The following is a 24,000-nucleotide window of genomic DNA, read 5'->3' on the forward strand; positions in this document are numbered from 1 at the left end:
ATGAATTCATATGTGAACATGGGCGTCGGTGCTTTGCTCGGCACAGTTTTCGTCCTGATGTCCGTGTCCATAGCCTCCGAAGGGATTTTCCATTCGGAAGTTCCCGAAAAGGAAGGCTTTGCCATCGTGGCCGAAGCCTCCGGCGAAGCCGAGGCCGGCGCTGAGACGGCCGCTGCCGCAACCCCGATCGCCGTGCTGCTGGCCAGCGCCGATGCGACCGCCGGTGAAGCCATATTCAAGAAATGTGTGAGCTGTCACACCGGCGAAAAGGGTGGAGCCAACAAGGTCGGCCCCAACCTTTTCGGCCTGGTCGAGCGCCCGATCGCCACTCACGAAGGTTTCGGCTATTCGGCTGCCATCAAGGATTTCTCCAAGGGCGGCACGGTCACTTGGACCTTTGACAACCTCAACCACTTCCTGACGGCCCCGAAGAAGTTCATCCCTGGTACGGCTATGGGCTTTGCCGGCCTCAAGAAGGACGACGAGCGCGCCAACCTGATCGCCTATCTGCGCACCTTGGCCGATACGCCGGTCGCCCTGCCCGATCCGGCCGCAGCCCCGGCACCGGCACCAGCCACGAACTGAGTTCAGGCTACGCCTTTTCAGATTCGATAATGCCCGGCCAAAAGCCGGGCATTTGTGTTTGTGCCGATTACTGGACGTGCTGCCTGGCTCTCGGCCGTATGTCGTTACGCTCGTCGGCAAAGATTGCCGGCGGCAGGGGCTGCAGATCGCGAATGAGATCGGCGGCCTTTTCCCCCACCATGATGGTCGGCGCATTGGTGTTGCAGGACGGCACACGCGGCATGACCGAACTGTCGCAGACCCGCAGACCTTCGATACCGCGGACCTTCAGGGACAGATCGACGACCGCCATGTCATCGACGCCCATCTTGCAGGTACCGACCGGGTGGTGATCGGTCTTGGCATTGGCGCAGCCATAGTCGAACAGCTGCTCGTCAGACATCACCTTCGGTCCCGGCAGGCGTTCGGCCATGATGAAGGGTTTCAAGGCCGCCTGCTGGAAGATTTCACGCGCGATCTTCAGACCTTCCAGCGACATCTGCCGGTCATGGGGATCGGCCCAGTAATTCGGATCGATCAGAGGGGCTGCACCCGGATCGGCGGCCGACAGCCGGACCGTGCCACGTGAGCGGGGATGCAGATAGGCGGAATTGAGCGTCACGCCGGCATTCTTCAGCTTTTTGACGCCCGCCTCGATGCCGGAGCCGAGACCCAGGTGGAACTGGATGTCGGGTGAGCGTGCTTCATCCTCCGCATACCAGAAGCCGCCGGTCTCGAAGAGGGACGAGGCGACCGGACCGGACCGGAACAGCAAATATTCAAGGCCTGCCCATAGGGTGCGATGCAATTTGGCCACGCCGTCATAGGTATGATCGCCGGTGCATTCGGATATTACGAAGAGGTCGAGATGGTCCTGCAGATTGGCACCAACGCCCGGCAGATCGTGCAGCACCTTGACGCCAACGGACTTTAGATGATCGGCTGGACCTATGCCCGATTGCAGCAGCAGTTTGGGGGAGCCGATCGCGCCCGATGTGACGATGACCTCGCTCTCGGCCACGAGCAATTCGGGCCTGCCGGAGGCTATAATCTCGACACCGACAGCCCGACGGCCATCCAGCACGATGCGCGACACCGGGGCACCGGTGCGAATCGTCAGGTTGGGGCGGCCCTTGATCGGCGAGAGATAGGCGAGCGATGCCGACGAGCGGCGGCGATTGCGCTGTGTCAGCTGGTAGAAACCGACGCCCGCCTGTTGGCGCCCGTTGAAATCGGGATTGTAGGGGATGCCCAGTTCCTGGCCGGCGCGGATATAGGCATCGCAGATCGGCAGGGCAGAGACCGGCATGGAAACGCCGAGCGGCCCGCCATAGGCGTGATAGTCGTCGGCGAAGCGCTGGTTGTCCTCGGCACGCTTGAAATAGGGCAGGACGGAGCGATAGTCCCAGCCAGAGCAGCCATCTTCCGACGCCCAGAGATCATAGTCCGCGCGGTTGCCGCGCGTATAGAGCTGCGCATTGATCGACGAGCCGCCGCCCAGCACCTTGGCCTGGGTATAGCGCAGCACGCGGCCCTTCATGTGCTTCTGCGGCACGGTCTCCCAGCCCCAGCTGGCGACGCCCTTGGTCATCTTGGCAAAGCCGGCCGGCATGTGGAACAGCGGATTCCAATCGCCGCCGCCGGCTTCCAGCAGCAGCACATTGGTATCGGGATCCTCCGACAGCCGGTTGGCGAGCACGCAACCGGCCGGGCCTGCGCCGGTGATGATGTAATCATAGGTCATGGTCGTGTCCTCAAGTCTTCTTTGGGGCGCACCGCACGCACATCCGCTAAAGCCGCGCGATCGACAACCCGCCATCGGCATCGATGATCGAGCCGGTAGCAAAGCTGAATTTTCCCGACACCAATGCCGAAACGATGGCGCCGAGATCGGCCGGTTCACCCCAGCGTTTCATCGGCACCAGGCCACTCTCGATCAACCCGTCGTATTTGGCCGAGACGGCCGCCGTCATTTCCGTGCGGATGATGCCCGGACGCAGCTCGAAAACAGCGATGCCGCATTCGGCAAGGCGCAAGGCCAATCCCTGGCAGAAGCTCGACAGGCCCGATTTTGTCATGCAGTAGTCCAGCCGTTCCGGCGAACTCATTTCAGCCGAAACGGAGGTGACCGTCACGATCGACCGTGCTGCGCGAGGCTCGCATCCCAGCATGGCCTTCACCACGGCCTGCGTGAAAAACACGGTGCCGCGCAGGTTGGTGGCGACGATCCGGTCGAAATTCTCCGGCAACAGGTCAAGGAAATCGCCCCGAACCACGGAAGCGATGCCGGCATTGTTGACCAGGCAGTCTATGCTGCCGAAGCGCGTCATGACCTGATCCACGACCGCTTGATGCCCGGCCAGGTTGCTCAGATCGGACGGAAGATAGATCGCCTGCGATCCAAGGTTTTCTAGCTCCCGAAGAACAAGATCGTCGGCCATCGCCTCGTCCACACCGGTGAGGGCGATATCGAAGCCATCCGCAGCAAGCGCCCGGGCAATGCCAAGGCCAATGCCGCGGCGGCCTCCGGTCACGATGGCCACGGCGCGCCGGGTCATGACCGCAGATCCGTGGAAGCGATATGGTCTGCGACGCGTAGCGCCTGGGCGGCAATGGTCAGCGCCGGATTGACGGCCGCAGAGGTGGGCAGGAAGCTCGCATCGACCACGAACAGATTTTCGTGATCATGGCTGCGGCACCAGGTATCCAGCGGTGCTGCGGCCGGATCGTTGCCCATGCGCACCGTTCCGCACTGATGGGACGGTGTTTTCTTGTCGAAGGGGCGCGACAGAACAAACTGGAAACCGGCCTTTTTCAGAACGGCTTTGAGCCGGGCCACGAGATCCAGGTGCGCCTGCCAGTTGGTGCGGTGCCATTGGAGCACGATGCGATCGCCATCGACCATGACGCGGCTTTCGGGATGGGGAATATCCTCGCTCATGGCATAGAAATCGACGGCGTGCTGTGAGACACGCTCCAGCAGCCATTCCGGCACCTGTGGCAGGTTGGCTTTCAGGATCTTGCCGGAGACGCGGCCCAGCAATTGCACATTGCCGAGCGGCGGACCGCCTTGCCCATCCGACAGGTAGAAATCGTTGAAGCCGAAACTCTTCTGATAGACCGAATCATTGCGATACAAGGGCGAGATGGCCAGCACCGCACTGGAATTGTGGTTCATGAAATTGCGGCCGACCTGATCGGATGTATTGGCCAGGCCTCGTGGATGCCGTTCATTGGCCGAGCGCAGCAACAGCACGGCCGACTGCACGGCGCCGGCCGACAGGATGACCAGTTTCGGCGAGAGCCGATGCTCCACGCCGTCCGTGCGATAGACGACCGTTTCGATCCGACGACCGTCGGCTGTCGTTTCCAGCCGCACGACCGGCGAGCCGGTCTGAAGGGTCACGTTGGCATGGCCGAGGGCCTGCGCCAGTGCCACGGTTTCCGCATCCATCTTGCCGTCGGACCTATGGGGATGGGCATCCCAAGGCGTCTTGCCCCTGGCGAGCCAGCGGTCGATATCGATGCCGAGCGGCAGGCTGTAAGGATGCATGCCGGCTGCCACCAGGCGGGCGCGCACCTTGGCGATAGCAGGCTCGTCCAGCACCGGCGGAAACGGATAGGGCTTCGAATGGAACGGCTCGGTGGGGTCCTGGCCGAGGCTGCCGCGCACCTGATACATCTGCTCGGCTGAGGAATACCAGGGCTCCAGTTCCTCATAGGCAAAGGGCCAGGCGGGCGAAACGCCCTCGGCGTGCTGCATCTCCTCGAAATCCTCGCGGCGATAGCGCACCAGAACCGCACCGTAGAATTTCGAATTGCCGCCGACATTGTAGTAATTGCCGGGGTTGAAGGCGGCCCCCTCGTGCTCGTACCACATCTCCTTGGGGCGAAAATGGCCGCGCTGGAAGATCGCCCGCTGGTCGCGGTTTTCCGGGGCATCCGTCACATGGTCCCCCGCCTCGAGGATCAGGATTTCGGCGCCTGAGCCGGCGAGACCGGCGGCAATCGTCGCGCCGCCGATGCCGGAACCGATGATGACGATATCGGGGCCTGGCCGCATCCCGGCCTCACGCAATCCGTAATTGGCTGGCCGGATCGAAGAACACGGCCTTGTCCAGGTTGAAGGCAAGCCGTGCCGTCTGCCCGGCATGGATACGGGCGTCGGCGCGCAGACGCGCCACAGCATGCTTGGTGCCGAGCTTGGTGACGGCGAAGGTATCGGAGCCGGCCGGCTCCACCACGTCGATCAGGCATTCTCCCTCCACCAGCGTGCGGGCATTGCGGTCCGAGCCGTCGGGATCGGTCAAGGCTTCCGGACGGATTCCGAACACCACCTCACGGCCGACATGCTGGCCAAGCGCCTCCTTGCCCGGGGCCACCGGCAATCTCAGGGGCTGCATTCCCGGCCGATCCAGGACGACCTGCAGGCCGGTATCATTCTGTTGAACCATGGCTGAAAGCAGGTTCATGGCCGGCGAGCCCATGAAATCGGCCACGAACATATTGGTCGGATTGTTATAGATTTCGGCTGGCGAGCCAAACTGCTGCACCTCCCCGTCGCGCATCACGGCGATCTTGGTGGCAAGCGTCATGGCCTCGATCTGGTCGTGGGTGACGTAGACGATGGTTGTACCGGTTGCCTGGTGCAGCCGCTTGATCTCGACGCGCATGTCGACACGCAGCTTGGCATCGAGGTTGGAGAGCGGCTCGTCGAACAGGAAGAGTTTCGGATCGCGCACCAGCGCCCGGCCCATGGCGACGCGCTGGCGCTGACCGCCGGACAGCTGGCTCGGCTTGCGGTCAAGCAGATGGCTGATCTGCAGCACCTTGGCGACCTTGTCGATCGCCTCTTTGCGTTCATCGGCCGGTACGCCGCGCATTTCCATGCCGAACGACATGTTGCCGGCCACCGTCATGTTCGGATAGAGCGCGTAGGACTGGAACACCATAGCGATGTCGCGCTTGGAGGGATGCAGATCGCCGATGGCGCGGCCATCGACCAGGATCTCGCCCGAGCTGATCGCCTCCAGGCCGGCAATCGTATTGAGCAGCGTGGACTTGCCGCAGCCCGATGGGCCGACCAGCACAAGGAAGCCGCCCTTTTCGAGCTCAAGGTCGATGCCTTTCAGGATTTCGACGGCGCCGAAACGCTTTCTGAGACCGGAGATTTCGAGGAAAGCCATGGGATCATCCTTTGACGGCGCCCGCCATCAGCCCGCGTACGAAATAGCGGCCGGCGAGAATGTAAACGAGGAGCGTGGGCATCGCGGCGATCATCGCCGCCGCCATGTTGACGTTGTATTCGACGACGCCGGTCGAGGTGTTGACGACGTTGTTCAAGGCCACCGTCATCGGCATCGATTCCCCCGTACCGGCATAGGCCGAGGCAAACAGGAAGTCGTTCCAGATATTGGTGAACTGATAGATGACGGTGACGACGATGATCGGCAGCGAATTGGGCAGCATGATGCGCCGGAAGATCTGGAAGAAGCCGGCACCATCGACCTGGGCAGCCTTGACCAGTTCGGTCGGGAAAGCCTCGTAGAAATTACGGAAGAACAGCGTGGTGAAGCCGAGACCGTAGACGACGTGGACAAAGACCAGATTGACGGTCGGATTGCCGAAGCCGAAGGAAAACCCGGTGGCGTTGCGCAGGCTCATGCCGAAGCGTCCGAGGCTGCCGAGGATCGTCGCCATGGGCAGCAGCACCGACTGAAACGGGATGAAGCAGGCAAACAGCATCAGCCCGAACACCAGGGTGTGGCCGGGGAACCGCCATTTGGTCAGAACGTAGCCGTTCAGCGCACCGAGAATGGTGGAGATCGCCACGGCCGGTACGACCATCTTGATGGAATTCCAGAAATAGCCCTTGATGCCTTCGCAGGTGAGCCCGACGCAGGTCTCGCCCCAGGCTTTCAGCCAGGGCTCAAAGGTCGGCGCGCTCGGCAGCGCCAGCATATTGCCGTTCTGGATCTCGTCCATGGTCTTGAAGGAGGTGACCAGCATGACGAATAGCGGCATCAGGTAGAGGATCGCGAAAAACACCAGCAGGCCGTAGATCACGATGCGGTTGATCATCCGCGCCTGGGCGCGGGAGGAGAGTGCCGTGCTCATCGCGACTTCTCCTTAAGTTCGGAATAGAGATAGGGCACGATGATCGCCGAGATGGTCATCAGCATGATGATGGCGCTTGCCGAGCCGACTGCCATCTCGTTGCGCTTGAAGGTGTATTCATACATGAAATTGGATGGCAGCCAGGCGGAGCCGCCAGGCCCTCCCGATGTCAGCGCTACGACGAGGTCGTAGGACTTGATCGCCATATGGGCGAGCACGATGAAGGCCGACAGGAAGACCGGACGGAGCAACGGGATGATGATGCGGCGGTAGAGCTGCCAGGCACTGGCGCCGTCGATCTGGGCGGCCTTCATGATCTCGCCGTCGATGCCGCGCAGGCCGGCCAGGAACATCGCCATGACGAAGCCGGATGCCTGCCAGACGCCGGCGATCACCACCGTGTAGATGACGAAATCCTTGTTCTTGATCCAGTCGAAGTGGAAGCTGGTCCAGCCCCATTGATGCAGGGTCTGCTCCAGGCCGAGGCCCGGATCGAGAAACCATTTCCAAGCGACGCCGGTGACGATGAAGGAGAGCGCCATGGGGTAGAGATAGATCGGCCGAAGCAGGCCCTCGCCGCGGATCTTCTGGTCGAGCAGGATCGCCAGGCCAAGACCGAGTACCAGGCAGATGCCGATATAGAGAAAGCCGAAAGTCCCCATATTGGTGATCGAGGTATACCAACTCGACGGCGGATCGCTCTCGAACGTCCAGCGCCACAGCCGCTGATAGGCACGCGGACCCGTCAGCGTATAGGACGGAAAGGTCTTGGAATTGGTGAAGGACAGGTAGCCGGTCCAGATGATGAAGCCATAGACGAAAACCAGCGTGATGACGAAGCTCGGCGCCAGGACGATCTTCGGCAGGGCATCCTGCAGGCGCGACCGCACGGAGATGCGCGTGGCGCGGTCCGGCGTCCTGCTGATTTTAGGGGTCGCACCAGTGGTCATGAAACTCATCCCCCTCCCAAGGGCCGTCATCGTGCACGCAAGGGCCTCCCCCGCTTTCGCGGGGAAGGATTGCTCATAAGAGATGCTTACTTGGCGTCGTCGATCGCCTTGACGAGCTCTTCCACGGCCTGCTCGGACGAGGTGATCTGGCCATGCACGAACTTGGAGACGACGTCCTTGTAAGCATTGGCAACAGCCGGAGGCGCACCGTAACCCTGGGCCAGCGAGCCGAACAGCGTGCCGCCGTCATTGGCGGCCTTAAGGTCGGCAATTCCCTTCTTGCCGCAAGCGTCGAAGTCGGTGTCGGGAACGTCGGTGCGGGCCGGAACCGAGCCCTTGACGACGTTGAACGCCGACTGGAAGCTCTTGGAAAGGGTTGCGGTGGCCAATGCGACCTGTGCTGCCTTCTGATCGTCCGGTACGTTGAACATGCCGAACATGTCGGAGTTGTAGATCACGCTGCCATCAGTGCCGGGGAAGCGGTAGCACAGGAAATCGGTGTCCGGGGTCTTCTTGGCGGCGACGAATTCGCCCTTGGCCCAGTCACCCATGACCTGCACCAGGGCATCGCCCTTGATCACCATGGCGGTAGCGAGGTTCCAGTCGCGACCGGAGAAATTGGGATCGACATACTTGATGATCTGGCCAAGGTTGTCGAAGGACTTCTTCATGGTATCGGACTTCAGCGATTCCTCGTCGAGGTCGTTCATGGCCTTCTTGTAGAATTCAGGCCCGCCGGTCGACAGCACGATGGAGTCGAACATGGTGGCTTCCTGCCAGTTCTGTCCACCGAGTGCCAGCGGGATCACGCCGGCCGCCTTGGCCTTGTCGAGAAGCGCGATCAGGTCTTCGAAGGACTTCGGCTCGGTGCCGCCGATCTTGTCCATCACGGCCTTGTTGATCCACAGCCAGTTGACCGAGTGGACGTTGACCGGGGCTGCGACCCACTTGCCGTCATAGACCGAGAATTTCTGAAGGGCGGCGGGAACCGACTTGTCCCAGCCTTCCTTGACGGCAGTCTCGGTCAGGTCGCCCATCACGCCGGCAGCCGCATAGTCGAGCACGGTGTAGCCGAGCATTTGTGAGGCGGTCGGATAGGTTCCGGCTGCCACCATTGCCTTGAGGGCCGTCATGGCCGCATCGCCGCCACCGCCGGCAACCGGCACGTCCTTCCAGGCAAAGCCTTCCTTGGCCAGGTCACCCTTCAGCACGTTGAGAGCGGCGGCCTCACCACCGGATGTCCACCAATGGAGCATCTGGACTTCTTTAACGTCGGCGGCAAAAGCACCACCGCACCCTGCCGCCATCAAGGCAGCCACTGCTGTCGTCGTCAAAAACTTGCGCATAGTCTTCCTCCCGTTTGCAAGTTGTCGAAGCGGAAGCTCCTCCCGCCCGTCCGTCCTGTCCGCCAGCCCTCCCGGCCGGCGATAGACAACGGCATCTGCCGTTGCGTGGATTTAAAACGTTATAAATGCCCGCGTCAAGCGGTGCATTTGAACTGAATTTCGCGGTCGCAACAGATACATAAGATATTGTATTATATGACTATTCTAGACTTTCACTGTTTCATCGCGCTGCAAAACACCGTATTTATATCGTTTGCAGCGCAAGATTGCCTGCTGGTGGAAGCAACGGTAATGTGCGACCTCCATGCCGCAATAGGAAGAACAGACGCGTGCCGAAAATTCCCCCCTCCCCGAAAACCGGCGACAAGTCCGGCCGGCCAAAGTCCGGCAAGCCGACGCTGCGCACGATCGCCGAGCTGACGGGGCTGGCAGTGACCACCGTGTCGCGGGCGCTGGGCAACGCGCCGCAGATATCCGCCGAGACCCGCAAGCGCGTGCAGGAGGTTGCCGCCGAGATCGGCTATTCGCCGGATCGCGCCGCCCAGCGGCTGAAGACCGGCCGCACCAATGTCATCGCCGTGTTGCTGGAACCGCATGAGGAAATCCTCGGCTACGGCACCTCGGTGATGGCCGGCCTTGCGCGCGCCATGCAGGGCACCGCCTACCATCTGATCGTCATGCCGAATTTCTTCGACGGCGGTAGCGTCGATGCGGTCAACTACATCATCCGCAACGGCATGGCCGACGGGTTGATCCTGTCGCGTACCGAGCCCTTCGATCCGCGTGTCAGCCTGCTTCTGGAGAAGGGTTTTCCCTTCGTCACCCACGGCCGTACCGAACTGTCGGTGGCGCATCCCTTCGTCGACTACGACAACTTCACCTTCGCCTATGAGGCGACGCGCCGGCTGATCGCCAAGGGCCGGCGTAAGCCGGCGCTGATCAGCGGCCCGGCGGGCTTCACCTTTTCCGGCCACCTGCTGCACGGCTTCATGACGGCGGTGCGGGAGGCGGGATGTGCCTATGAGATCCTTTCCGGCATCGATCTCGACAGTCCGGCCGGCGCTATCCGCGACCGGGTGCGCGAGCGGCAGACGGAAGACGATCCACCGGACGGCTTCATGTGCGGCGGCGAGGTCTGTTCGCTGGCGACGATCACCGGCATGAGCGACTGCGGGCTGTCGCTTGGTGTCGAATACGACATCGTCGCCAAGCAGACCTCGCACCTGCTCTCCGCCATCCAGCCACGGGTCGAGACGATCTACGAGGACCTGACGGAGACCGGCGAGCAGATGGGCCGCATCCTGCTGCACGCAATCGGCGGCGAGACCGACATCGCACAGCTGCAATTGCTGCTGTTCCCGGGTCCGCCGATCGTCAACACCGATCCCGGACCGGCAGCGCGGAATGGACAAAAGCACACGAGCGGTAAGGCGCGCTGAAACGCCCCGCTTGCTCGCCCATGCCCGCTTCGCTATCGCTATCATCGTCCTCAATTTTCCTTTGCGTTGCGTGTCGTCTCAGCGCGGCATCCACCAGCCGGTGCGTGCGCCGATATGCATGTTGAGGGTCTTGGTTTCGGTATAGTCCTCCACGGCATGCCGGCCGAGTTCGCGTCCCTGGCCGGATTGCTTGTAGCCGCCAAAGGGAAGCTCGGATGCTCCATCCATGAAGGTGTTCATCCAGATGGTCCCGGCCCGCACCTTTCGCCCCACCGTCAGGCAAGTGTCAAAATCGCGGCTCCAGACACCGGCCGACAGGCCATAATCGATATCATTGACAATACGGATCGCCTCCTCCCGCGTCTCGAAGGTCAGGACGGAGAGAACTGGGCCGAACACTTCCTCGCGGGCCACCGCCATTTCAGGCGTGACGCCGGACAGGATGGTCGGCGCCATGAACTGCCCGGCGCCAAACCTGATCGCCTCGCCACCGAAGGCGACGCTGGCGCCCGCATTGGCCGCGCCCGATACATAGCCTTCGATCTTTTCCAGGTGCTGCGGCGTGATGATCGCGCCGACCTGGGTCAAAGGATCAAGCGGGTCGCCGACCTTCACGCCGCGCGACAGATCGGCGATGCGGCGCACCACATCGTCGGCTATGCTTCTGTGCAGGATCAGGCGCGACCCTGCATTGCAGCACTCGCCGGCATTGAAATAAGCACCGAATACGGCAGCATCGACGAATTCGTCCAGATTGGCATCCGGAAAGACGATCTGCGGGTTCTTGCCGCCAAGCTCGAGCGATACCTTCTTCAAAGTCTGAGCAGCATTGGCCATGGTCAGCCGGCCAACGCCCGTCGAGCCGGTAAAGGACACCATGTCGACGTCGCGATGGGTGGTCATGACACTGCCGACTTCGGGACCGGTGCCGACGATGATATTGACGACACCGGCCGGGACGCCGGCCTCCATCAGGATTTCGCCGAGCAGCAGGGTCGAGCCGGAGGTCAGCTCCGAGGGTTTGACGACGCAAGTGCAGCCGGCGGCCAGCGCAAACGGCAGTTTCTGGGCGACGATCAGAAACGGGAAATTCCAGGGCGTGATGATCGATACCACGCCTATCGCCTCGCGCAGCACGACGCCCAGAGTACCATCGCCGAGCGTGTTGTAACTCTCGCCATGCAGGTCGCGGGCAAGGGCTGCGGCATAGCGCCAGATATCCACGGCGCCGGCAATTTCGCCGCGCACCTGGCTGAGCGGCTTGCCGGCCTCGATGGCGTCGAGATAGGCGATCTCCTCCAGCCGCGTTTCGATGAGGCTGGCGGCTTTCAGGAGGATATGGGAGCGCTCGGACGCCGTCATGCGTGGCCAGTGACCTTCATCGAAGGCATGCCGGGCCGCCGTGATAGCGCGCTCGGCATCGGCAGCGCTGGCCTGGGCATAACGGCTGACGGTGATGCCGTGGCTCGGGGCGACACGCTCCAGGGTGCGGCCGCCTTCGCCGGACACCCAGGCACCATCGATCAGCATGTGGAAGTCGCGGACGCCAAGATTCTCAAGCGCTTTCGGCGCCACCAGCACAGCCATTACCATTCTCCCTTGAAATCTGCCGGGCGCTTGGCGGAAAAGGCAGCGACGCCTTCCTTCAGGTCCCCGGTCTTGGCAACCAGGATCGAGCCCAGAGCCTCGACCGCCGTGCCATTGTCTTCGCCGCTGGACACCGCCAGCATGAGTTTTGAAATTTCGATTGCCGCCGGGCCACGAAGGGAGATCCGGTCGGCATAGGCGCGCGCCGCCGCCATCGAGGATCCGGTCTCGACCACATGATCGACCAAACCCTGCAGACGCGCCTCTTCGGCCGTGAACATCTCGCCTCCCAGCACCATGCGCCGCACGATCTGCGCGCCGAAGCGCTTGACAAGGCGCTGCGTGCCGGACCAGCCCGGCACCATGCCCAGCGAGGTTTCCGGCAGGCCGATCTTCACATGCGCCTCGGCAATACGGATATCGGCGCAGGCGGCCAGTTCCAGGCCCCCGCCCAGCGCATGGCCGTTGACGGCGGCGATCACCGACATACGCAGGGATGCCAGCCGCTCGAAGACCCGATGGCCGAACCGCACCCATTGATGGCCGAACTCCGGCGCGTCCATGCCGCCCCAGGCCCTGATATCGCCGCCGGCGGAAAAGGCCTTGCCCTCGCCGGTCAGGATCATGACGCGTACGCCGACAGTGGTCTCGACGGTGTCGCAGGCCGCGGCCAGTTCCTTCAGCATGTCGATATCGAGCGCATTCAGCTTGTCCGGCCGGGCGATCGCGAGGGTGGCGACCGGGCCGTCGATCGAGATGCGGATCCGGGGCTCAGCCATTGGAAGCCCCTTTCAGCACGCGGCGCGGCCTCTCCGGCAGGATCAGACCGATCGGCGGCTCGGCAAACAGCGCGGCATCCATGGTTTTCAGGTCGGGCGACACGATCAGCGGAAACTCGGACTGGTCGAGGATATGGGCCTGCAGATCGACGCCCGGCGCGATTTCGGTGAGCACGATGCCGTCCGGCGTCAGCTTCATCACGCAGCGTTCGGTGACATAGGTGATATCCTGGCCCTGGGCGACGGCGCGCTTGCCGGAGAAGGTGACATGTTCGACTGATTTGACCAGCTTCTTCAGCTTGCCCTCCTTGTCGATGACCAGCCGTCCACCTTCGACGGAAAGTTTCGCGCCGGCATTGAACATGCCGGAAAAGACGATTTTCCTGGCGCGCGCAGTGATATCGACGAAACCACCAGCGCCGGCCGTCACATGCGGGCGGAAGGAGAGTTTGGAGACATTGACAGAGCCCTCGCGGTCGATTTCCAGGAAGGACAGCAGCGAGGCATCGAAACCGCCGCCCTGAAAATAGGTGAACTGATAGGGCGACGGCATATAGGCATCGGCATTCGACGCGCAGCCGAAGGCAAAGTCGAGCAGCGGCACGCCGCCGACGGCGCCCTGTTCGATGACCCAGGTGACGGCGCCGTGCAGGCCCTCCTCCAGCAAGATCCGCGGCACATTGGCCGAAATGCCGAAGCCGAGATTGACGCAGCTTCCCGCCTCCAGCTCTTGCGCCACGCGCCGCGCAATGACCTTCTGGATGTTGAAGTCCGGCAGGGTGAAACTGTCGAGCGGCCGAAAAATCTCGCCGGAAATCGCCGGATCGTAAAGCGTCTGAGTGGTCTGCTTCTGATCCGGGTCGACGACGATGTAATCGACCAGCATGCCAGGAACCCGCACGTCGTGGGGCTTCAGCGAGCCATCCTTGGTGATGCGCTTGACCTGCGCAATGACGATGCCGCCATTGTTGCGGGCGGCGAGCGCTTGGTCGAGGCCACCAAGATAAGCGCCTTCGTGCTCATAGGTGAGATTGCCGCGCTCGTCGGCGGTGGTGGCGCGGATGATCGCGACATCTGGCACGATGGCGGGGAAGAACAGCCAGTCTTCGCCACGGAAGCGGATCTTTTCGACAACCCGCTCACGGCGCGCTGCCTCATTCATCGCGCAGCCCTCACGGTCCGGATCGACGAAGGTGTCGAGGCCGACCTTGGTGATGACGCCCGGACGCTTGGCCGCCGCTTCGCGATGCATGTCGAACAGGATGCCCGAGGGAATGTTGTAGGCCGGGATTTCCTCATTACCGATCATCTGCCAGATCAGCGGTGGCTCGGATGTCGAAGGGCCCGACGGATAGGAGCCGCCGAGGATCTTCTTGAGCAGGCCCTTGCGGGCAATATGGTCGATGCCCTTGATGCCGCTCATGTCGCCGGCGGCAATCGGGTGCAGCGTCGTCAGGTCGCACGGATGACCGGTCGCCTCGAAATGCTCGCCGAGCGATTTCAGCATCAGGTCCGGGCAGCCAAGGCCGCTCGACGAGGATACCGAGACGATCGCCCCGTCGGGGATCAGGCCTGCCGCTTCGGAAAAGGAGATGTGCTTGCTCATGGGTATCACCGCAATCCCGTTTCTATGGTGACGGCCCTGCCGGTGGCTGCGGACTGCGCGGCGGCCAGGCCGGTCGCCAGCGACCAGACGCCGTCCTCGCCGCTGGCCGAGACGTGGCCCGTTCCGGCGATGGCCGCATGAAAATTCTTCAATGCCGTCTCGTAAAGGTTGGTTGCCTGCAGCGGCACGTCTCGTTCGCCCTCGCCATTGCGCAGCGTGACGCTGCCGATCGGCTTCTGGGTCATGACATTGCGGGCGATCAGTGATCCTTCGCTGCCATGCACCTCGAAACCGGTTTCGGCGTATTTCACCGTAAAGGCATCGTGGAACTGGGCGATCAGGCCCGACTGAAAACGGATGACACCCATTACGCCATCTTCCAGACCCGATCGGCCCATGCCAGCCGACTGAGAAAAGGCGGTGACCTCGACCGGATTGTCACCCAGCACGAAGCGCAGCGTATCGGCATCGTGGACGGTGATGTCGAGAATGACGCCGCCGCCGGCATCCGGCCGTTCGAGCCGCCAGCCCTGCAGATGGGGTGGAAGAGAGACCGCGTGGAAAACGCGGGCCGCCAGCGGCTTGCCAATTTTGCCTTCGGCAATCACATCGCGCATGGCGCGGTGACTGGCGGCATTGCGCAGATGATGGTTTGTGCCCAAGACCACACCGGCGTCCTGTGCAGCCTTGATCATGGCATGAGCGTCGGAAAGCGTCAGCGCCAGAGGCTTTTCGCACAAGACGTGCTTGCCAGCCCGGGCCGCGGCAATGGCCTGCTCGCAATGCAGTTCGTTGGTGGTCGAGATATAGACGGCGTCGATGTCGGGATCGGCAAGCAGTTCGGCACCGGAGGTAAAGGACCGGGCAATGCGGTTTTCACGGGCATAGGCCGCGCCACGCTCGGCGCTGGTGCTCATCACCGATACGACCTCGCCGCCCGTGGCGCGGATCGCTCCGATCACCCATTCCTTCGCAATGGTGCTTGCGCCGATCAGGCCCCAGCGTGTCATGCCTTCTCCTCCCAAAGAAGCTGCCATTCGGCAGATCGTCTGTTCAGTCCTCCAGCGCCTATTCGGCGATGGCAAAACGTCCCTGCATTGCCGTGTCGTCGGCACCACTCCGGCCGGCTCCGCAGCTGCGCCGCACCACCAGATGGGCCGAGGAAACCACGGCTTCCGCCTCGGCCTTGCCGGCACTGATCTGCTTCAACAGCAACTGCGCCGCCCGACGGCCCATGCCCTGCGGATCGATCGACACCGTGGTCAATGCCGGCACCGCCGTCTTCGCCTCGATCACGTCGTCGAAGCCGATCACGCCGAAATCCCGGCCGGGCTCCAGGCCGGCCGCGCGCAGGCCGTCGCACACGCCGAAGGCCACCGCGTCGTTGAAGCAGAGTGCCGCGGTCGGGCGATTGGCGAGCTGGGTGCAACGGCCGATGGCCGCCACGCCGCCGGCCCGCGATGGCGCCGAGGCAATCACCAGGTCGTCGCCCGTATCGGCTCCTGCCGCCACCAGCGCTTCGCGGTAGCCGCCCAGCCGTTCCCCGAACACCGTGGTATCGGGAAAGCCCCCGAGAAAGGCGATGCGCTTGTGGCCAAGGCCGATCAGATGCTCGACCGCCGCCCGCGCGCCGGCATGATTGTCGGAGAGCAGCGACGAGACCTTGGCGCCCGGCACATTGCGCACCACGGCGACCACCGGAATGCCGGATGCGACCAACGGCTTCAGATCGGCAGCATCCGTGCCGCGAGCCGGCGAGATGATCAGGCCGGATATGCCATGCTCGCGCATCGAGGCGATGACCTCGCGCTGGCGCTCGACACTCTCGGCGGAATTGGCCAGGAACTGCACATAGCCGGCGGCCTGGACGGTCATGTCGATGCCGACAGCCAATTCGGCGAAGAAGCTGTTGGTCAGGTCGTTGACGACAACGCCGATAATCTTCGACTTGGCATTGGCCTGGCGCAGATTGGCGGCGCCTCGATTGTAGACATAGCCGAGATCGCGAATGACGGCGGCCACCTTGGCGCGGGTGACCTCATTGACGAGCGGACTGCCCTGCAGGACGAGCGACACGGTCGACTTCGACACGCCGGCGGCATGCGCGATATCGACGACCGTTACCCTCTCTCCCATCATCGCCTCCCGGTTTGTTATTGCGATCGTTTTAATTGGATCGATCCAAATTTGTCAAGCGAGAGATGGTTGTGTTTTTGAGAAACTCCGTCGAAGCGAACTGAACGATCTCATGTGCGCCGCACAATAGCTTGATATTTTGCATTATTCTGCGTCAATTTCGCGAACCATACGAATTCTGTCATCAGGACCGCGCCCTGCGGTTCATCCCCGTGCTCGCCTCTTGAAATTTGGAACGATCTAAATTATGCCATTCCTCCATCTGGGAGGAGGATATCAGAATGAGTGCCAGCATCACCTTGCCGAAAGCGGATGGAACGATCGAGGATTATAAGCTCGTGGGCACGCCCACGGCGCGACCGTCGTCGCCGCCAACCTTCAACCGCATCGCCTATGCGGCCGCCCATGTGGTGTCCGATCCCTTGCGCGACAGCGATCCGTGGAACCGACCGGCCATCGACTGGGAACGCACAATCGCCTTCCGGCATCATCTCTGGAGCCTGGGTTTCCGCATCGCCGAGGCGATGGACACGGCGCAGCGCGGCATGGGGCTGGACTGGGCGGGTGCCCAGGAGCTGATCCGCCGGTCGCTGGCCGATGCCCGCGACGTGCCCGGAGCGGACCTTGCCTGCGGGGCCGGCACAGACCATCTGGTGTTAGGCGACGTCCGCTCGCTCGACGACGTGATCCGCGCCTATGAGACGCAGCTTGAATTCGTCGAGAAACACGGCGGCCGCGCCATCATGATGGCAAGTCGGGCGCTGGCCCGCGTCGCCACCTCGCCGAAGGACTATTTCACCGTCTACAAGCGCATCCTGTCCCAGGCCAAGGACAAGGTGATCCTGCACTGGCTGGGCGACATGTTCGATTCGCAGCTGGCGGGCTATTGGGGTGCCGGGACGTTCGAGCCGGCGCTTGACTCCGTTCTGGCGATCATCACGGACAATGCCGACAAGGTGGAGGGCATCAAGATATCGCTGCTCGACAATGCCAAGGAACTGGCGCTGCGCAAGCGCCTGCCGGACGGCGTTGCCTGCTATACCGGCGACGATTTCAACTATGCGGAGCTGATCGAAGATCACGGCGACGGCTACAGCCACGCCCTGCTCGGCATATTCGATGCAGTGGGACCGCAGGCATCAAAAGCGCTGGCCGCTCTTGCCGAGGGCAATAGCGATCTGTTCCGTTCGGTGATTGCCCCGACCGTGCCGCTGTCGCGCAAGATCTTCGAGGCGCCGACACAATATTACAAGGCGGGGGTGGTGTTCCTGGCCTGGTTGAACGGCCATCAGGACCATTTCACCATGCCGGCCGGCGTGCAATCGGCGCGCGGCATCCTGCATTATGCCGATGTGTTCCGGCTGGCCGACCAGGCCAATGTGCTGGACAATCCAGACCTGGCGATCGGTCGCATGCGCGGCCTGACTTCGGTCTATACCGGCTGAACTCAGCCTTTCGCTCCCTATTGAAAAGGCGCCCGGGATTGCCCGGGCGCCTTCTTTTTATCCGGCAGGACCTATTACTGCCAGCTCTTGACGAGCTCGTCGTAATTGATCGTGACCGGCTTTTCCTTCTCGTTCTCGACCTTCAACTGCGGCGCCAGATTGCCGGCCTTGACGGCTTCGGCATTCCAGTAGGCCAGATCGTGTTCTTCGGCGAGTTTCGGGCCGATATCGCCCTGCACGCCAGCGCGTTCCAGGCGCTGCAGCACCTTTTCCTGTTCGGCGCACAGCGAATCCATGGCTTCCTGGGCTGATTTTGCCCCGGAGGATGCATCGCCGATCGCCTGCCACCACAGCTGAGCCAGCTTCGGATAGTCAGGAACGTTGGTGCCGGTCGGCGACCATTGCACGCGGGCCGGCGAGCGGTAGAACTCGATCAGACCGCCCAGTTCCGGCGCCCGCTTGGTGAAGCTTTCGTGCCGGATCGAGGATTCCCGGATGAGCGTCAGGCCGACATGGCTCTTCTTCACGTCCACGGTCTTCGAGGTGACGAACTGCGCGTAAAGCCAGGCGGCCTTGGCGCGATCGTCCGGTGTCGACTTCATCAGCGTCCAGGACCCGACGTCCTGATAGCCGAGCTTCATGCCGTCCTTCCAGTAGACGCCATGCGGGCTTGGCGCCATGCGCCATTTCGGCGTGCCATCCTCGTTGACGACAGGCAGACCCTTCTTGACCGCGTCAGCGGTAAAGGCGGTGTACCAGAACATCTGCTGGGCGATCTGTCCCTGCGCCGGCACGGGGCCGCTTTCGGAGAAGGTCATGCCCTGCGCTTCCGGCGGAGCGTAAGCCTTCAGCCAATCGAGATATTTCTGGATGGCATAGACCGAGGCCGGGCCATTGGTGTCGCCGCCGCGGGCGACGCAGGAGCCGACCGGCTGCGACTTTTCGTTGACCTTGATGCCCCATTCGTCGACCGGCAGACCGTTCGGCAGGCCCTTGTCGCCATTGCCGGCCATCGACAGCCAGGCATCAGTGAAGCGCCAGCCAAGCGAGGGGTCCTTCTTGCCGTAGTCCATGTGACCATAGACTTTCTTGCCGTCGATCTCGCGGCCAGTGAAGAACTCCGCGATATCCTCATAGGCCGACCAGTTGACCGGAACGCCGAGGTCGTAGCCGTATTTTGCCTTGAAGTCCGCCTTGTTCTTCTCGTCGTTGAACCAGTCATACCGGAACCAGTAGAGGTTGGCGAACTGCTGGTCGGGAAGCTGATAGAGCTTGCCGTCCGGTGCCGTGGTGAACTTGGTACCGACGAAATCGGCAAGGTCCAGGCCGGGATTGGTGACGTCCTTGCCTTCGTTGGCCATCCAGTCGGTCAGGTTGCGCACCTGCTGGTAGCGCCAATGGGTGCCGATCAGGTCGCTGTCGTTGACGAAGGCATCGTAGATGTTCTCGCCGGACTGCATCTGCGTCTGCAGCTTTTCGACCACATCGCCTTCGCCGATCAGGTCATGGGTGATCTTGATGCCGGTGATGTCGGTGAAGGCCTTGGCAAGCGTCTTCGACTCATATTCGTGCGTGGTGATGGTTTCCGAGACCACCTTGATGTCCATGCCGGCAAAAGGCTTGGCCGCATCGATGAACCACTGCATTTCCTTTTCCTGCTCGGCACGCGACAGCGACGAAAGATCGCCGATTTCCGTGTCGAGGAAAGTCTTGGCTTCATCCATGCCGGCATAGGCTACACCGGTGAATGCCAGCAGAATGCCTGCTGTTGTCGTCAGAAGTTGCCTTCGCATGATAATCCTCCCAAAGGTTTGCGATTGCATTTCAAACAGTCCGGACGGCCGCTGATTTCCGGCCACCCGTCTTGGCTTGCCCTAGACGAAGCGGAAAACGCCGATCGCGTAGACCACCGACAGGGCCAGAGCCCACCACAGGCTGGGGCCTCCCAGGCCCAACCATGCGAGATGAATGAAGGCCGAGCCGAGCAGCGACACGAAGAGCCGGTCGCCGCGGGTCGTCTCAAAGCGCAGGATGCCAACCCGCGGATTTCCGCCGGGCGACATATATTCCCAAACCGCCATGCCGATCAGCAGAGCGAGGATGGTGACGAAGAACAGGGCCGTCGGTAGTGTCCAGGCCATCCAGGAAAAATTCATGACGGTCCTCCCTTAGACGCGGCCCAGGGCAAAGCCCTTGGCGATGTAATTGCGGACGAAATAGATGACGAGGGCGCCTGGAATGATGGTCAACACACCGGCAGCGGCCAGCACGCCCCAATCCATGCCGGAGGCCGAAACCGTGCGGGTCATGGTGGCGGCGATCGGCTTGGCATCCGTGGTCGTCAGCGTGCGGGCGATCAGCAGTTCCACCCAGGAAAACATGAAGCAGAAGAAGGCGGCGACCCCGATGCCACTGGCGATCAGCGGAATGAAGATCTTCACGAAGAAGCGCGGGAACGAATAGCCATCGATATAGGCTGTCTCGTCGATCTCCTTCGGCACGCCCGACATGAAACCTTCGAGGATCCACACCGCCAGCGGCACATTGAACAGGCAATGGGCGATGGCGACCGCGATATGGGTATCGATCAGCCCGAAGGCCGAATAGAGCTGGAAGAACGGCAGCGCAAAGACGGCCGGCGGTGCCATGCGGTTGGTCAGCAGCCAGAAGAACAGGTGCTTGTCGCCAAGAAAGCGGTAGCGCGAGAAAGCGTAAGCCGCCGGCAGCGCCGCCGAAACCGAGATCACCATGTTCATCACGACATAGATGATCGAGTTGATATAGCCGTTGTACCAGGACGGATCGGAGAAGATCACCGCGTAATTCCGCAGCGTCGGGTTCTGCGGCCAGAGCGAGAAGGCGCCGAGGATTTCGGCATTCTCCTTGAAGCTCATGTTGACCAGCCAGTAGATCGGCAGCAGCAGCAGGGCGATGTAGATTGTCGGGATCAGAAAGGCATAAGAAAAGCCTTGGGAACGGGTGTTCATCAGTCTTTCCTCGCTGCATTGCTATCGGCAGCGTCGCTGCTGGTCATGACGGTGTAGAAGATCCATGACAGGGCCAGGATGATCAGGAAGTAGATGATCGACATGGCGGCCGCCGGACCCAGATCGAACTGTCCGACCGCCATCTTGACCAGGTCGATCGACAGGAAGGTGGTGGAATTGCCCGGGCCGCCGCCGGTGACGACGAAGGGCTCGGTATAGATCATAAAACTGTCCATAAAGCGCAGCAGCACGGCGATCAGCAGCACGCGCTTCATCTTCGGCAGCTGGATATAGCGGAACACGGAGAACCGCGAGGCGCCGTCGATCTTGGCGGCCTGGTAATAGGCATCCGGGATCGACACGAGGCCGGCATAGCAGAGCAGCACGACAAGGCTGGTCCAGTGCCAGACATCCATGACGATGACCGTGACCCAGGCATCGACCGGATCCTGCGTATAGTTGTAGTCGATGCCAAGAACTGTGAGGTAATGGCCGAGAAAGCCGATGTCGACGCGGCCGAAGACCTGCCAGATGGTGCCGACGACGTTCCAGGGGATCAGCAGCGGCAGGGCCATCAGCACCAGGCAGACCGGCACGCCGAGCCCGGTTTTTGGCATGTTGAGCGCAATGAAGATGCCAAGCGGGATCTCGATTGCCAGGATAACCAGCGAGAAGATCAGGTTGCGGGTCAGCGCGTTCCAGAACCGGTCGGAGGACAGCATTTCGACATACCAGTCGGTGCCGGCCCAGAAGAATTCGTTGTTGCCGAAGGTGTCCTGCACCGAATAGTTCACCACCGTCATCAGCGGAATGACAGCAGAGAAGGCGACCAGCACCAGCACGGGCAGCACCAGAAACCAGGCCTTGTTGTTCCAGGTCTTCTCCATCGGTTCAGCTCCCCATGTCCACGCGCCAGCTGTCGGCATAGATGCTGACGGCTGACGGATCGAAACTCAGGCGCGGATCGGCCGGGATCTCGTCATCCTCGCGGGCAACGATCGCCATCGGGTAACCGGCAAACGAGGCACGGATGATCTTCTGCCGGCCGATATCCTCAACCTTGTCGATCGTTACCGGCATACCCTCGCGGCCGAGCCGTACGAATTCCGGGCGAATGCCGAATTCTGTCTTGGCGCCAGCGGCAACGACCGGCGCACCGGACAGCGTAATCTGCTGGTCGCCGATCCGGGCCACAGTGCCGCTGATTGCGACCGGCATGAGGTTCATGCCCGGCGAGCCGATGAAATAGCCGACGAATGTGTGCTTGGGCCGCTCGAACAGCTCGGCCGGCGTGCCGATCTGCACGATCTGGCCGTCATACATCACCACGACCTTGTCGGCGAAGGTCAGGGCTTCCGTCTGGTCATGGGTGACATAGACCATGGTGAAGCCGAACTGGCGGTGCAATTGCTTGAGCTGCGTGCGCAGCACCCATTTCATGTGGGGATCGATGACCGTCAACGGCTCGTCGAACAGGATGGCGTTGACGTCGGAGCGCACCAGCCCGCGGCCAAGCGAAATCTTCTGCTTCTGATCGGCCGTCAGCCCCTGCGCCTTGCGCTTGGCCCAGGCTTCGAGATCGATCATCTTAAGGATTTCGCGGACGCGGCGATCGACATCGGCCTCCGGAACGCGGCGATTGCGCAAGGGAAAGGCCAGGTTGTCATAGACCGACATGGTGTCGTAGACGACCGGGAACTGGAAAACCTGGGCGATGTTGCGCGCTTCGGTCGACAGCTGCGTGACATCGGCGCCATCGAACAGGATCCGTCCTTCGGACGGATGGATGAGACCGGAAATGATGTTGAGCAGCGTGGTCTTGCCGCAGCCGGACGGTCCTAGCAGCGCATAGGCGCCGCCATCGGCCCATTCGTGATGCACTTCCTTGAGCGCATAGCTGCCGGCGGCAGCGGCCTTCGGACTATAGGCATGGCGGATATGATCGAGAGAAATGCGCGCCATGATCTTTACTCCCCTGCCCCGGTCAGCGCCCGGCCGGACGGATCGAATGCCATGAGATGGCGGGTATCGAGATAGACATCGACCATGCGGTCGGGCTCGATATCGTGAATACCATGAGCGAGCATCACCCAGCGGGCACCGGCATAATCGAGATGCACATAACTTTCCGATCCGGAAATCTCCGAGATCAGCGAGCGGGCCGACAGGCGCTGGGCCGTCGCATGCTCGGACGCCAGTGACAGATGGTGCGGATGGAAGGCGACGGTCAACGGTCCGTCGGCAACGGCTTGCAAATGGGCCGGCACGACAAGCGACGGCTCGCCGGCCACCAGGAATTGCGATCCCGCCTTGGTGACGTCGATCGTATTCAGCGGCGGATCGGCAAAGGTGCGGGCCGTGACCAGATGTGCGGGCTTGCGATAGACCTCGATGGTCGGTCCGAACTGCGTGATGCGCCCTTCGCTGAGGGTGGCGGTATTGCCGCCCAGCAGCAGCGCTTCCGAAGGCTCGGTGGTCGCATAGACGAAGATCGCGCCGGATTCGGCAAAGATCTTCGGCAGTTCCAGGCGCAGTTCTTCGCGCAGCTTGTAATCGAGATTGGCCAGCGGCTCGTCGAGCAGCACGAGGCTGGCATTCTTGACGATGGCACGCGCCAGCGCCGTGCGCTGCTGCTGGCCGCCGGAGAGATTGAGCGGCGTGCGGTCGAGATAGGGCGTCAGCTTGAGAAGTTCGGCCGCCTTGCGCACCTCGCGGTCGATGGTGGCCTTGTCTGCTTTCTTGAGGCGCATCGGCGAGGCGATATTCTCGTAGACCGTCAGTCCGGGATAATTGATGAACTGCTGGTAGACCATGGCGATGCTGCGATCCTGCACGCGCAGGCCGGTCACATCCTTGCCGTCGAAATGGATCGAGCCGCTGGCGGGCTTGTCGAGCCCGGCCATCAGCCGCATCAGCGAGGTCTTGCCAGACAGTGTCGGGCCCAGCAGGACATTCAGCGTGCCTCGCTCAAGCACGAGATCGGTCGGGTGAATGTGGGTTTCCCCGCCCGCCATCTTCGATATGTTACGCAATTCCAGCATCGA

21 protein-coding genes are annotated in these 24,000 nt (G+C 62.1%); 3 read left to right on the plus strand and 18 right to left on the minus strand.

The window, feature by feature from the left end; all coding sequences use genetic code 11:
* On the plus strand, window positions 1-585 hold the full coding sequence (locus tag HFC70_RS12700; RefSeq protein WP_168473629.1) for a cytochrome c family protein: 585 nt from the start codon (window positions 1-3) through the stop codon (window positions 583-585).
* A 67-nt stretch (window positions 586-652) separates the two neighbouring features.
* Here HFC70_RS12700 and HFC70_RS12705 read toward each other — a convergent pair whose 3' ends face one another.
* The 7 genes from HFC70_RS12705 to HFC70_RS12735 form a co-directional block, all read right to left on the minus strand.
* Complete coding sequence (locus HFC70_RS12705) at window positions 653-2,308, minus strand: GMC family oxidoreductase (RefSeq protein ID WP_168473630.1); 1,656 nt, start codon at window positions 2,306-2,308, stop codon at window positions 653-655.
* Between the two features lie 46 nt (window positions 2,309-2,354).
* Entirely contained in the window at window positions 2,355-3,122 is a 768-nt protein-coding gene (locus tag HFC70_RS12710; RefSeq protein ID WP_168473631.1) for a 3-ketoacyl-ACP reductase, read from the minus strand.
* Window positions 3,119-4,627, minus strand: coding sequence for a GMC oxidoreductase (locus HFC70_RS12715; protein ID WP_168473632.1), 1,509 nt, complete (start codon window positions 4,625-4,627; stop codon window positions 3,119-3,121). Before HFC70_RS12715 ends, HFC70_RS12710 begins: the two co-directional genes overlap by 4 nt.
* A gap of 7 nt (window positions 4,628-4,634) precedes the next feature.
* Window positions 4,635-5,750: an ABC transporter ATP-binding protein gene (locus tag HFC70_RS12720; RefSeq protein WP_168473633.1), complete on the minus strand. Its 1,116-nt coding sequence runs from the start codon at window positions 5,748-5,750 to the stop codon at window positions 4,635-4,637.
* Window positions 5,751-5,754: 4 nt separating this feature from the next.
* Entirely contained in the window at window positions 5,755-6,681 is a 927-nt protein-coding gene (locus tag HFC70_RS12725; protein WP_168473634.1) for a carbohydrate ABC transporter permease, read from the minus strand.
* Complete coding sequence (locus HFC70_RS12730; protein ID WP_168473635.1) at window positions 6,678-7,631, minus strand: carbohydrate ABC transporter permease; 954 nt, start codon at window positions 7,629-7,631, stop codon at window positions 6,678-6,680. Before HFC70_RS12730 ends, HFC70_RS12725 begins: the two co-directional genes overlap by 4 nt.
* Window positions 7,632-7,717: 86 nt before the next feature.
* Complete coding sequence (locus HFC70_RS12735; RefSeq protein ID WP_168473636.1) at window positions 7,718-8,977, minus strand: ABC transporter substrate-binding protein; 1,260 nt, start codon at window positions 8,975-8,977, stop codon at window positions 7,718-7,720.
* A 329-nt stretch (window positions 8,978-9,306) separates the two neighbouring features.
* On the opposite strand from HFC70_RS12735, the gene HFC70_RS12740 reads away from it, so the two are divergent.
* On the plus strand, window positions 9,307-10,416 hold the full coding sequence (locus tag HFC70_RS12740; RefSeq protein ID WP_368669635.1) for a LacI family DNA-binding transcriptional regulator: 1,110 nt from the start codon (window positions 9,307-9,309) through the stop codon (window positions 10,414-10,416).
* A 78-nt stretch (window positions 10,417-10,494) separates the two neighbouring features.
* Here the strand turns inward: HFC70_RS12740 and HFC70_RS12745 are convergent, their stop codons facing one another.
* From HFC70_RS12745 to HFC70_RS12765, 5 genes are read right to left on the minus strand one after another with little or no spacing between them, the layout of a single operon-like run.
* Window positions 10,495-12,003, minus strand: coding sequence for an aldehyde dehydrogenase family protein (locus tag HFC70_RS12745; protein ID WP_168473637.1), 1,509 nt, complete (start codon window positions 12,001-12,003; stop codon window positions 10,495-10,497).
* Window positions 12,003-12,782: an enoyl-CoA hydratase/isomerase family protein gene (locus tag HFC70_RS12750; RefSeq protein WP_168473638.1), complete on the minus strand. Its 780-nt coding sequence runs from the start codon at window positions 12,780-12,782 to the stop codon at window positions 12,003-12,005. Before HFC70_RS12750 ends, HFC70_RS12745 begins: the two co-directional genes overlap by 1 nt.
* On the minus strand, window positions 12,775-14,388 hold the full coding sequence (locus tag HFC70_RS12755; protein ID WP_168473639.1) for an acyl CoA:acetate/3-ketoacid CoA transferase: 1,614 nt from the start codon (window positions 14,386-14,388) through the stop codon (window positions 12,775-12,777). Before HFC70_RS12755 ends, HFC70_RS12750 begins: the two co-directional genes overlap by 8 nt.
* Window positions 14,389-14,393: 5 nt before the next feature.
* Window positions 14,394-15,398 carry a Gfo/Idh/MocA family protein gene (locus HFC70_RS12760; RefSeq protein ID WP_168473640.1) on the minus strand — a complete coding sequence of 335 codons (1,005 nt, stop codon included), beginning with the start codon at window positions 15,396-15,398 and terminating at the stop codon, window positions 14,394-14,396.
* Window positions 15,399-15,456: 58 nt separating this feature from the next.
* Window positions 15,457-16,527, minus strand: a complete 1,071-nt coding sequence (locus tag HFC70_RS12765; RefSeq protein ID WP_168473641.1) for a LacI family DNA-binding transcriptional regulator — start codon at window positions 16,525-16,527, stop codon at window positions 15,457-15,459.
* Between the two features lie 278 nt (window positions 16,528-16,805).
* Between HFC70_RS12765 and HFC70_RS12770 the strand changes: the two genes are divergently transcribed.
* Window positions 16,806-17,969: a dihydrodipicolinate synthase family protein gene (locus HFC70_RS12770; protein ID WP_168473642.1), complete on the plus strand. Its 1,164-nt coding sequence runs from the start codon at window positions 16,806-16,808 to the stop codon at window positions 17,967-17,969.
* Between the two features lie 74 nt (window positions 17,970-18,043).
* On the opposite strand, the gene HFC70_RS12775 is transcribed toward HFC70_RS12770, so the two are convergent.
* The 6 genes from HFC70_RS12775 to HFC70_RS12800 form a co-directional block, all read right to left on the minus strand.
* The gene (locus tag HFC70_RS12775; protein ID WP_168473643.1) at window positions 18,044-19,762 is read right to left on the minus strand and encodes an ABC transporter substrate-binding protein; all 1,719 of its coding nucleotides are present in this window, start codon (window positions 19,760-19,762) and stop codon (window positions 18,044-18,046) included.
* An 81-nt stretch (window positions 19,763-19,843) separates the two neighbouring features.
* A complete protein-coding gene (locus HFC70_RS12780; RefSeq protein WP_168473644.1) occupies window positions 19,844-20,125 on the minus strand; it encodes a DUF2160 domain-containing protein in 282 nt (93 codons plus the stop codon).
* Between the two features lie 12 nt (window positions 20,126-20,137).
* Window positions 20,138-20,956 carry a carbohydrate ABC transporter permease gene (locus tag HFC70_RS12785; protein ID WP_168473645.1) on the minus strand — a complete coding sequence of 273 codons (819 nt, stop codon included), beginning with the start codon at window positions 20,954-20,956 and terminating at the stop codon, window positions 20,138-20,140.
* Window positions 20,956-21,843, minus strand: a complete 888-nt coding sequence (locus HFC70_RS12790) for a carbohydrate ABC transporter permease (protein WP_168473646.1) — start codon at window positions 21,841-21,843, stop codon at window positions 20,956-20,958. The genes HFC70_RS12785 and HFC70_RS12790 overlap by 1 nt, the downstream gene beginning before the upstream one ends.
* A 4-nt stretch (window positions 21,844-21,847) precedes the next feature.
* Window positions 21,848-22,918: an ABC transporter ATP-binding protein gene (locus HFC70_RS12795; protein ID WP_168473647.1), complete on the minus strand. Its 1,071-nt coding sequence runs from the start codon at window positions 22,916-22,918 to the stop codon at window positions 21,848-21,850.
* A gap of 5 nt (window positions 22,919-22,923) precedes the next feature.
* Window positions 22,924-23,997 carry an ABC transporter ATP-binding protein gene (locus tag HFC70_RS12800; RefSeq protein WP_168473648.1) on the minus strand — a complete coding sequence of 358 codons (1,074 nt, stop codon included), beginning with the start codon at window positions 23,995-23,997 and terminating at the stop codon, window positions 22,924-22,926.
* Window positions 23,998-24,000 lie beyond the last annotated feature (3 nt).

The sequence above is a fragment of the Agrobacterium sp. a22-2 genome (assembly GCF_012276985.1).
Taxonomy (GTDB): Bacteria; Pseudomonadota; Alphaproteobacteria; order Rhizobiales; family Rhizobiaceae; genus Allorhizobium.

Coding starts and splice junctions, on each gene's coding strand:
- HFC70_RS12700 (WP_168473629.1), top strand. CDS start 1: ATGAATTCATATGTGAACATGGGCGTCGGTGCTTTGCTCGGCACAGTT.
- HFC70_RS12705 (WP_168473630.1), bottom strand. CDS start 2,308: ATGACCTATGATTACATCATCACCGGCGCAGGCCCGGCCGGTTGCGTG.
- HFC70_RS12710 (WP_168473631.1), bottom strand. CDS start 3,122: ATGACCCGGCGCGCCGTGGCCATCGTGACCGGAGGCCGCCGCGGCATT.
- HFC70_RS12715 (WP_168473632.1), bottom strand. CDS start 4,627: ATGCGGCCAGGCCCCGATATCGTCATCATCGGTTCCGGCATCGGCGGC.
- HFC70_RS12720 (WP_168473633.1), bottom strand. CDS start 5,750: ATGGCTTTCCTCGAAATCTCCGGTCTCAGAAAGCGTTTCGGCGCCGTC.
- HFC70_RS12725 (WP_168473634.1), bottom strand. CDS start 6,681: ATGAGCACGGCACTCTCCTCCCGCGCCCAGGCGCGGATGATCAACCGC.
- HFC70_RS12730 (WP_168473635.1), bottom strand. CDS start 7,631: ATGACCACTGGTGCGACCCCTAAAATCAGCAGGACGCCGGACCGCGCC.
- HFC70_RS12735 (WP_168473636.1), bottom strand. CDS start 8,977: ATGCGCAAGTTTTTGACGACGACAGCAGTGGCTGCCTTGATGGCGGCA.
- HFC70_RS12745 (WP_168473637.1), bottom strand. CDS start 12,003: ATGGCTGTGCTGGTGGCGCCGAAAGCGCTTGAGAATCTTGGCGTCCGC.
- HFC70_RS12750 (WP_168473638.1), bottom strand. CDS start 12,782: ATGGCTGAGCCCCGGATCCGCATCTCGATCGACGGCCCGGTCGCCACC.
- HFC70_RS12755 (WP_168473639.1), bottom strand. CDS start 14,388: ATGAGCAAGCACATCTCCTTTTCCGAAGCGGCAGGCCTGATCCCCGAC.
- HFC70_RS12760 (WP_168473640.1), bottom strand. CDS start 15,398: ATGACACGCTGGGGCCTGATCGGCGCAAGCACCATTGCGAAGGAATGG.
- HFC70_RS12765 (WP_168473641.1), bottom strand. CDS start 16,527: ATGATGGGAGAGAGGGTAACGGTCGTCGATATCGCGCATGCCGCCGGC.
- HFC70_RS12770 (WP_168473642.1), top strand. CDS start 16,806: ATGAGTGCCAGCATCACCTTGCCGAAAGCGGATGGAACGATCGAGGAT.
- HFC70_RS12775 (WP_168473643.1), bottom strand. CDS start 19,762: ATGCGAAGGCAACTTCTGACGACAACAGCAGGCATTCTGCTGGCATTC.
- HFC70_RS12780 (WP_168473644.1), bottom strand. CDS start 20,125: ATGAATTTTTCCTGGATGGCCTGGACACTACCGACGGCCCTGTTCTTC.
- HFC70_RS12785 (WP_168473645.1), bottom strand. CDS start 20,956: ATGAACACCCGTTCCCAAGGCTTTTCTTATGCCTTTCTGATCCCGACA.
- HFC70_RS12790 (WP_168473646.1), bottom strand. CDS start 21,843: ATGGAGAAGACCTGGAACAACAAGGCCTGGTTTCTGGTGCTGCCCGTG.
- HFC70_RS12795 (WP_168473647.1), bottom strand. CDS start 22,918: ATGGCGCGCATTTCTCTCGATCATATCCGCCATGCCTATAGTCCGAAG.
- HFC70_RS12800 (WP_168473648.1), bottom strand. CDS start 23,997: ATGCTGGAATTGCGTAACATATCGAAGATGGCGGGCGGGGAAACCCAC.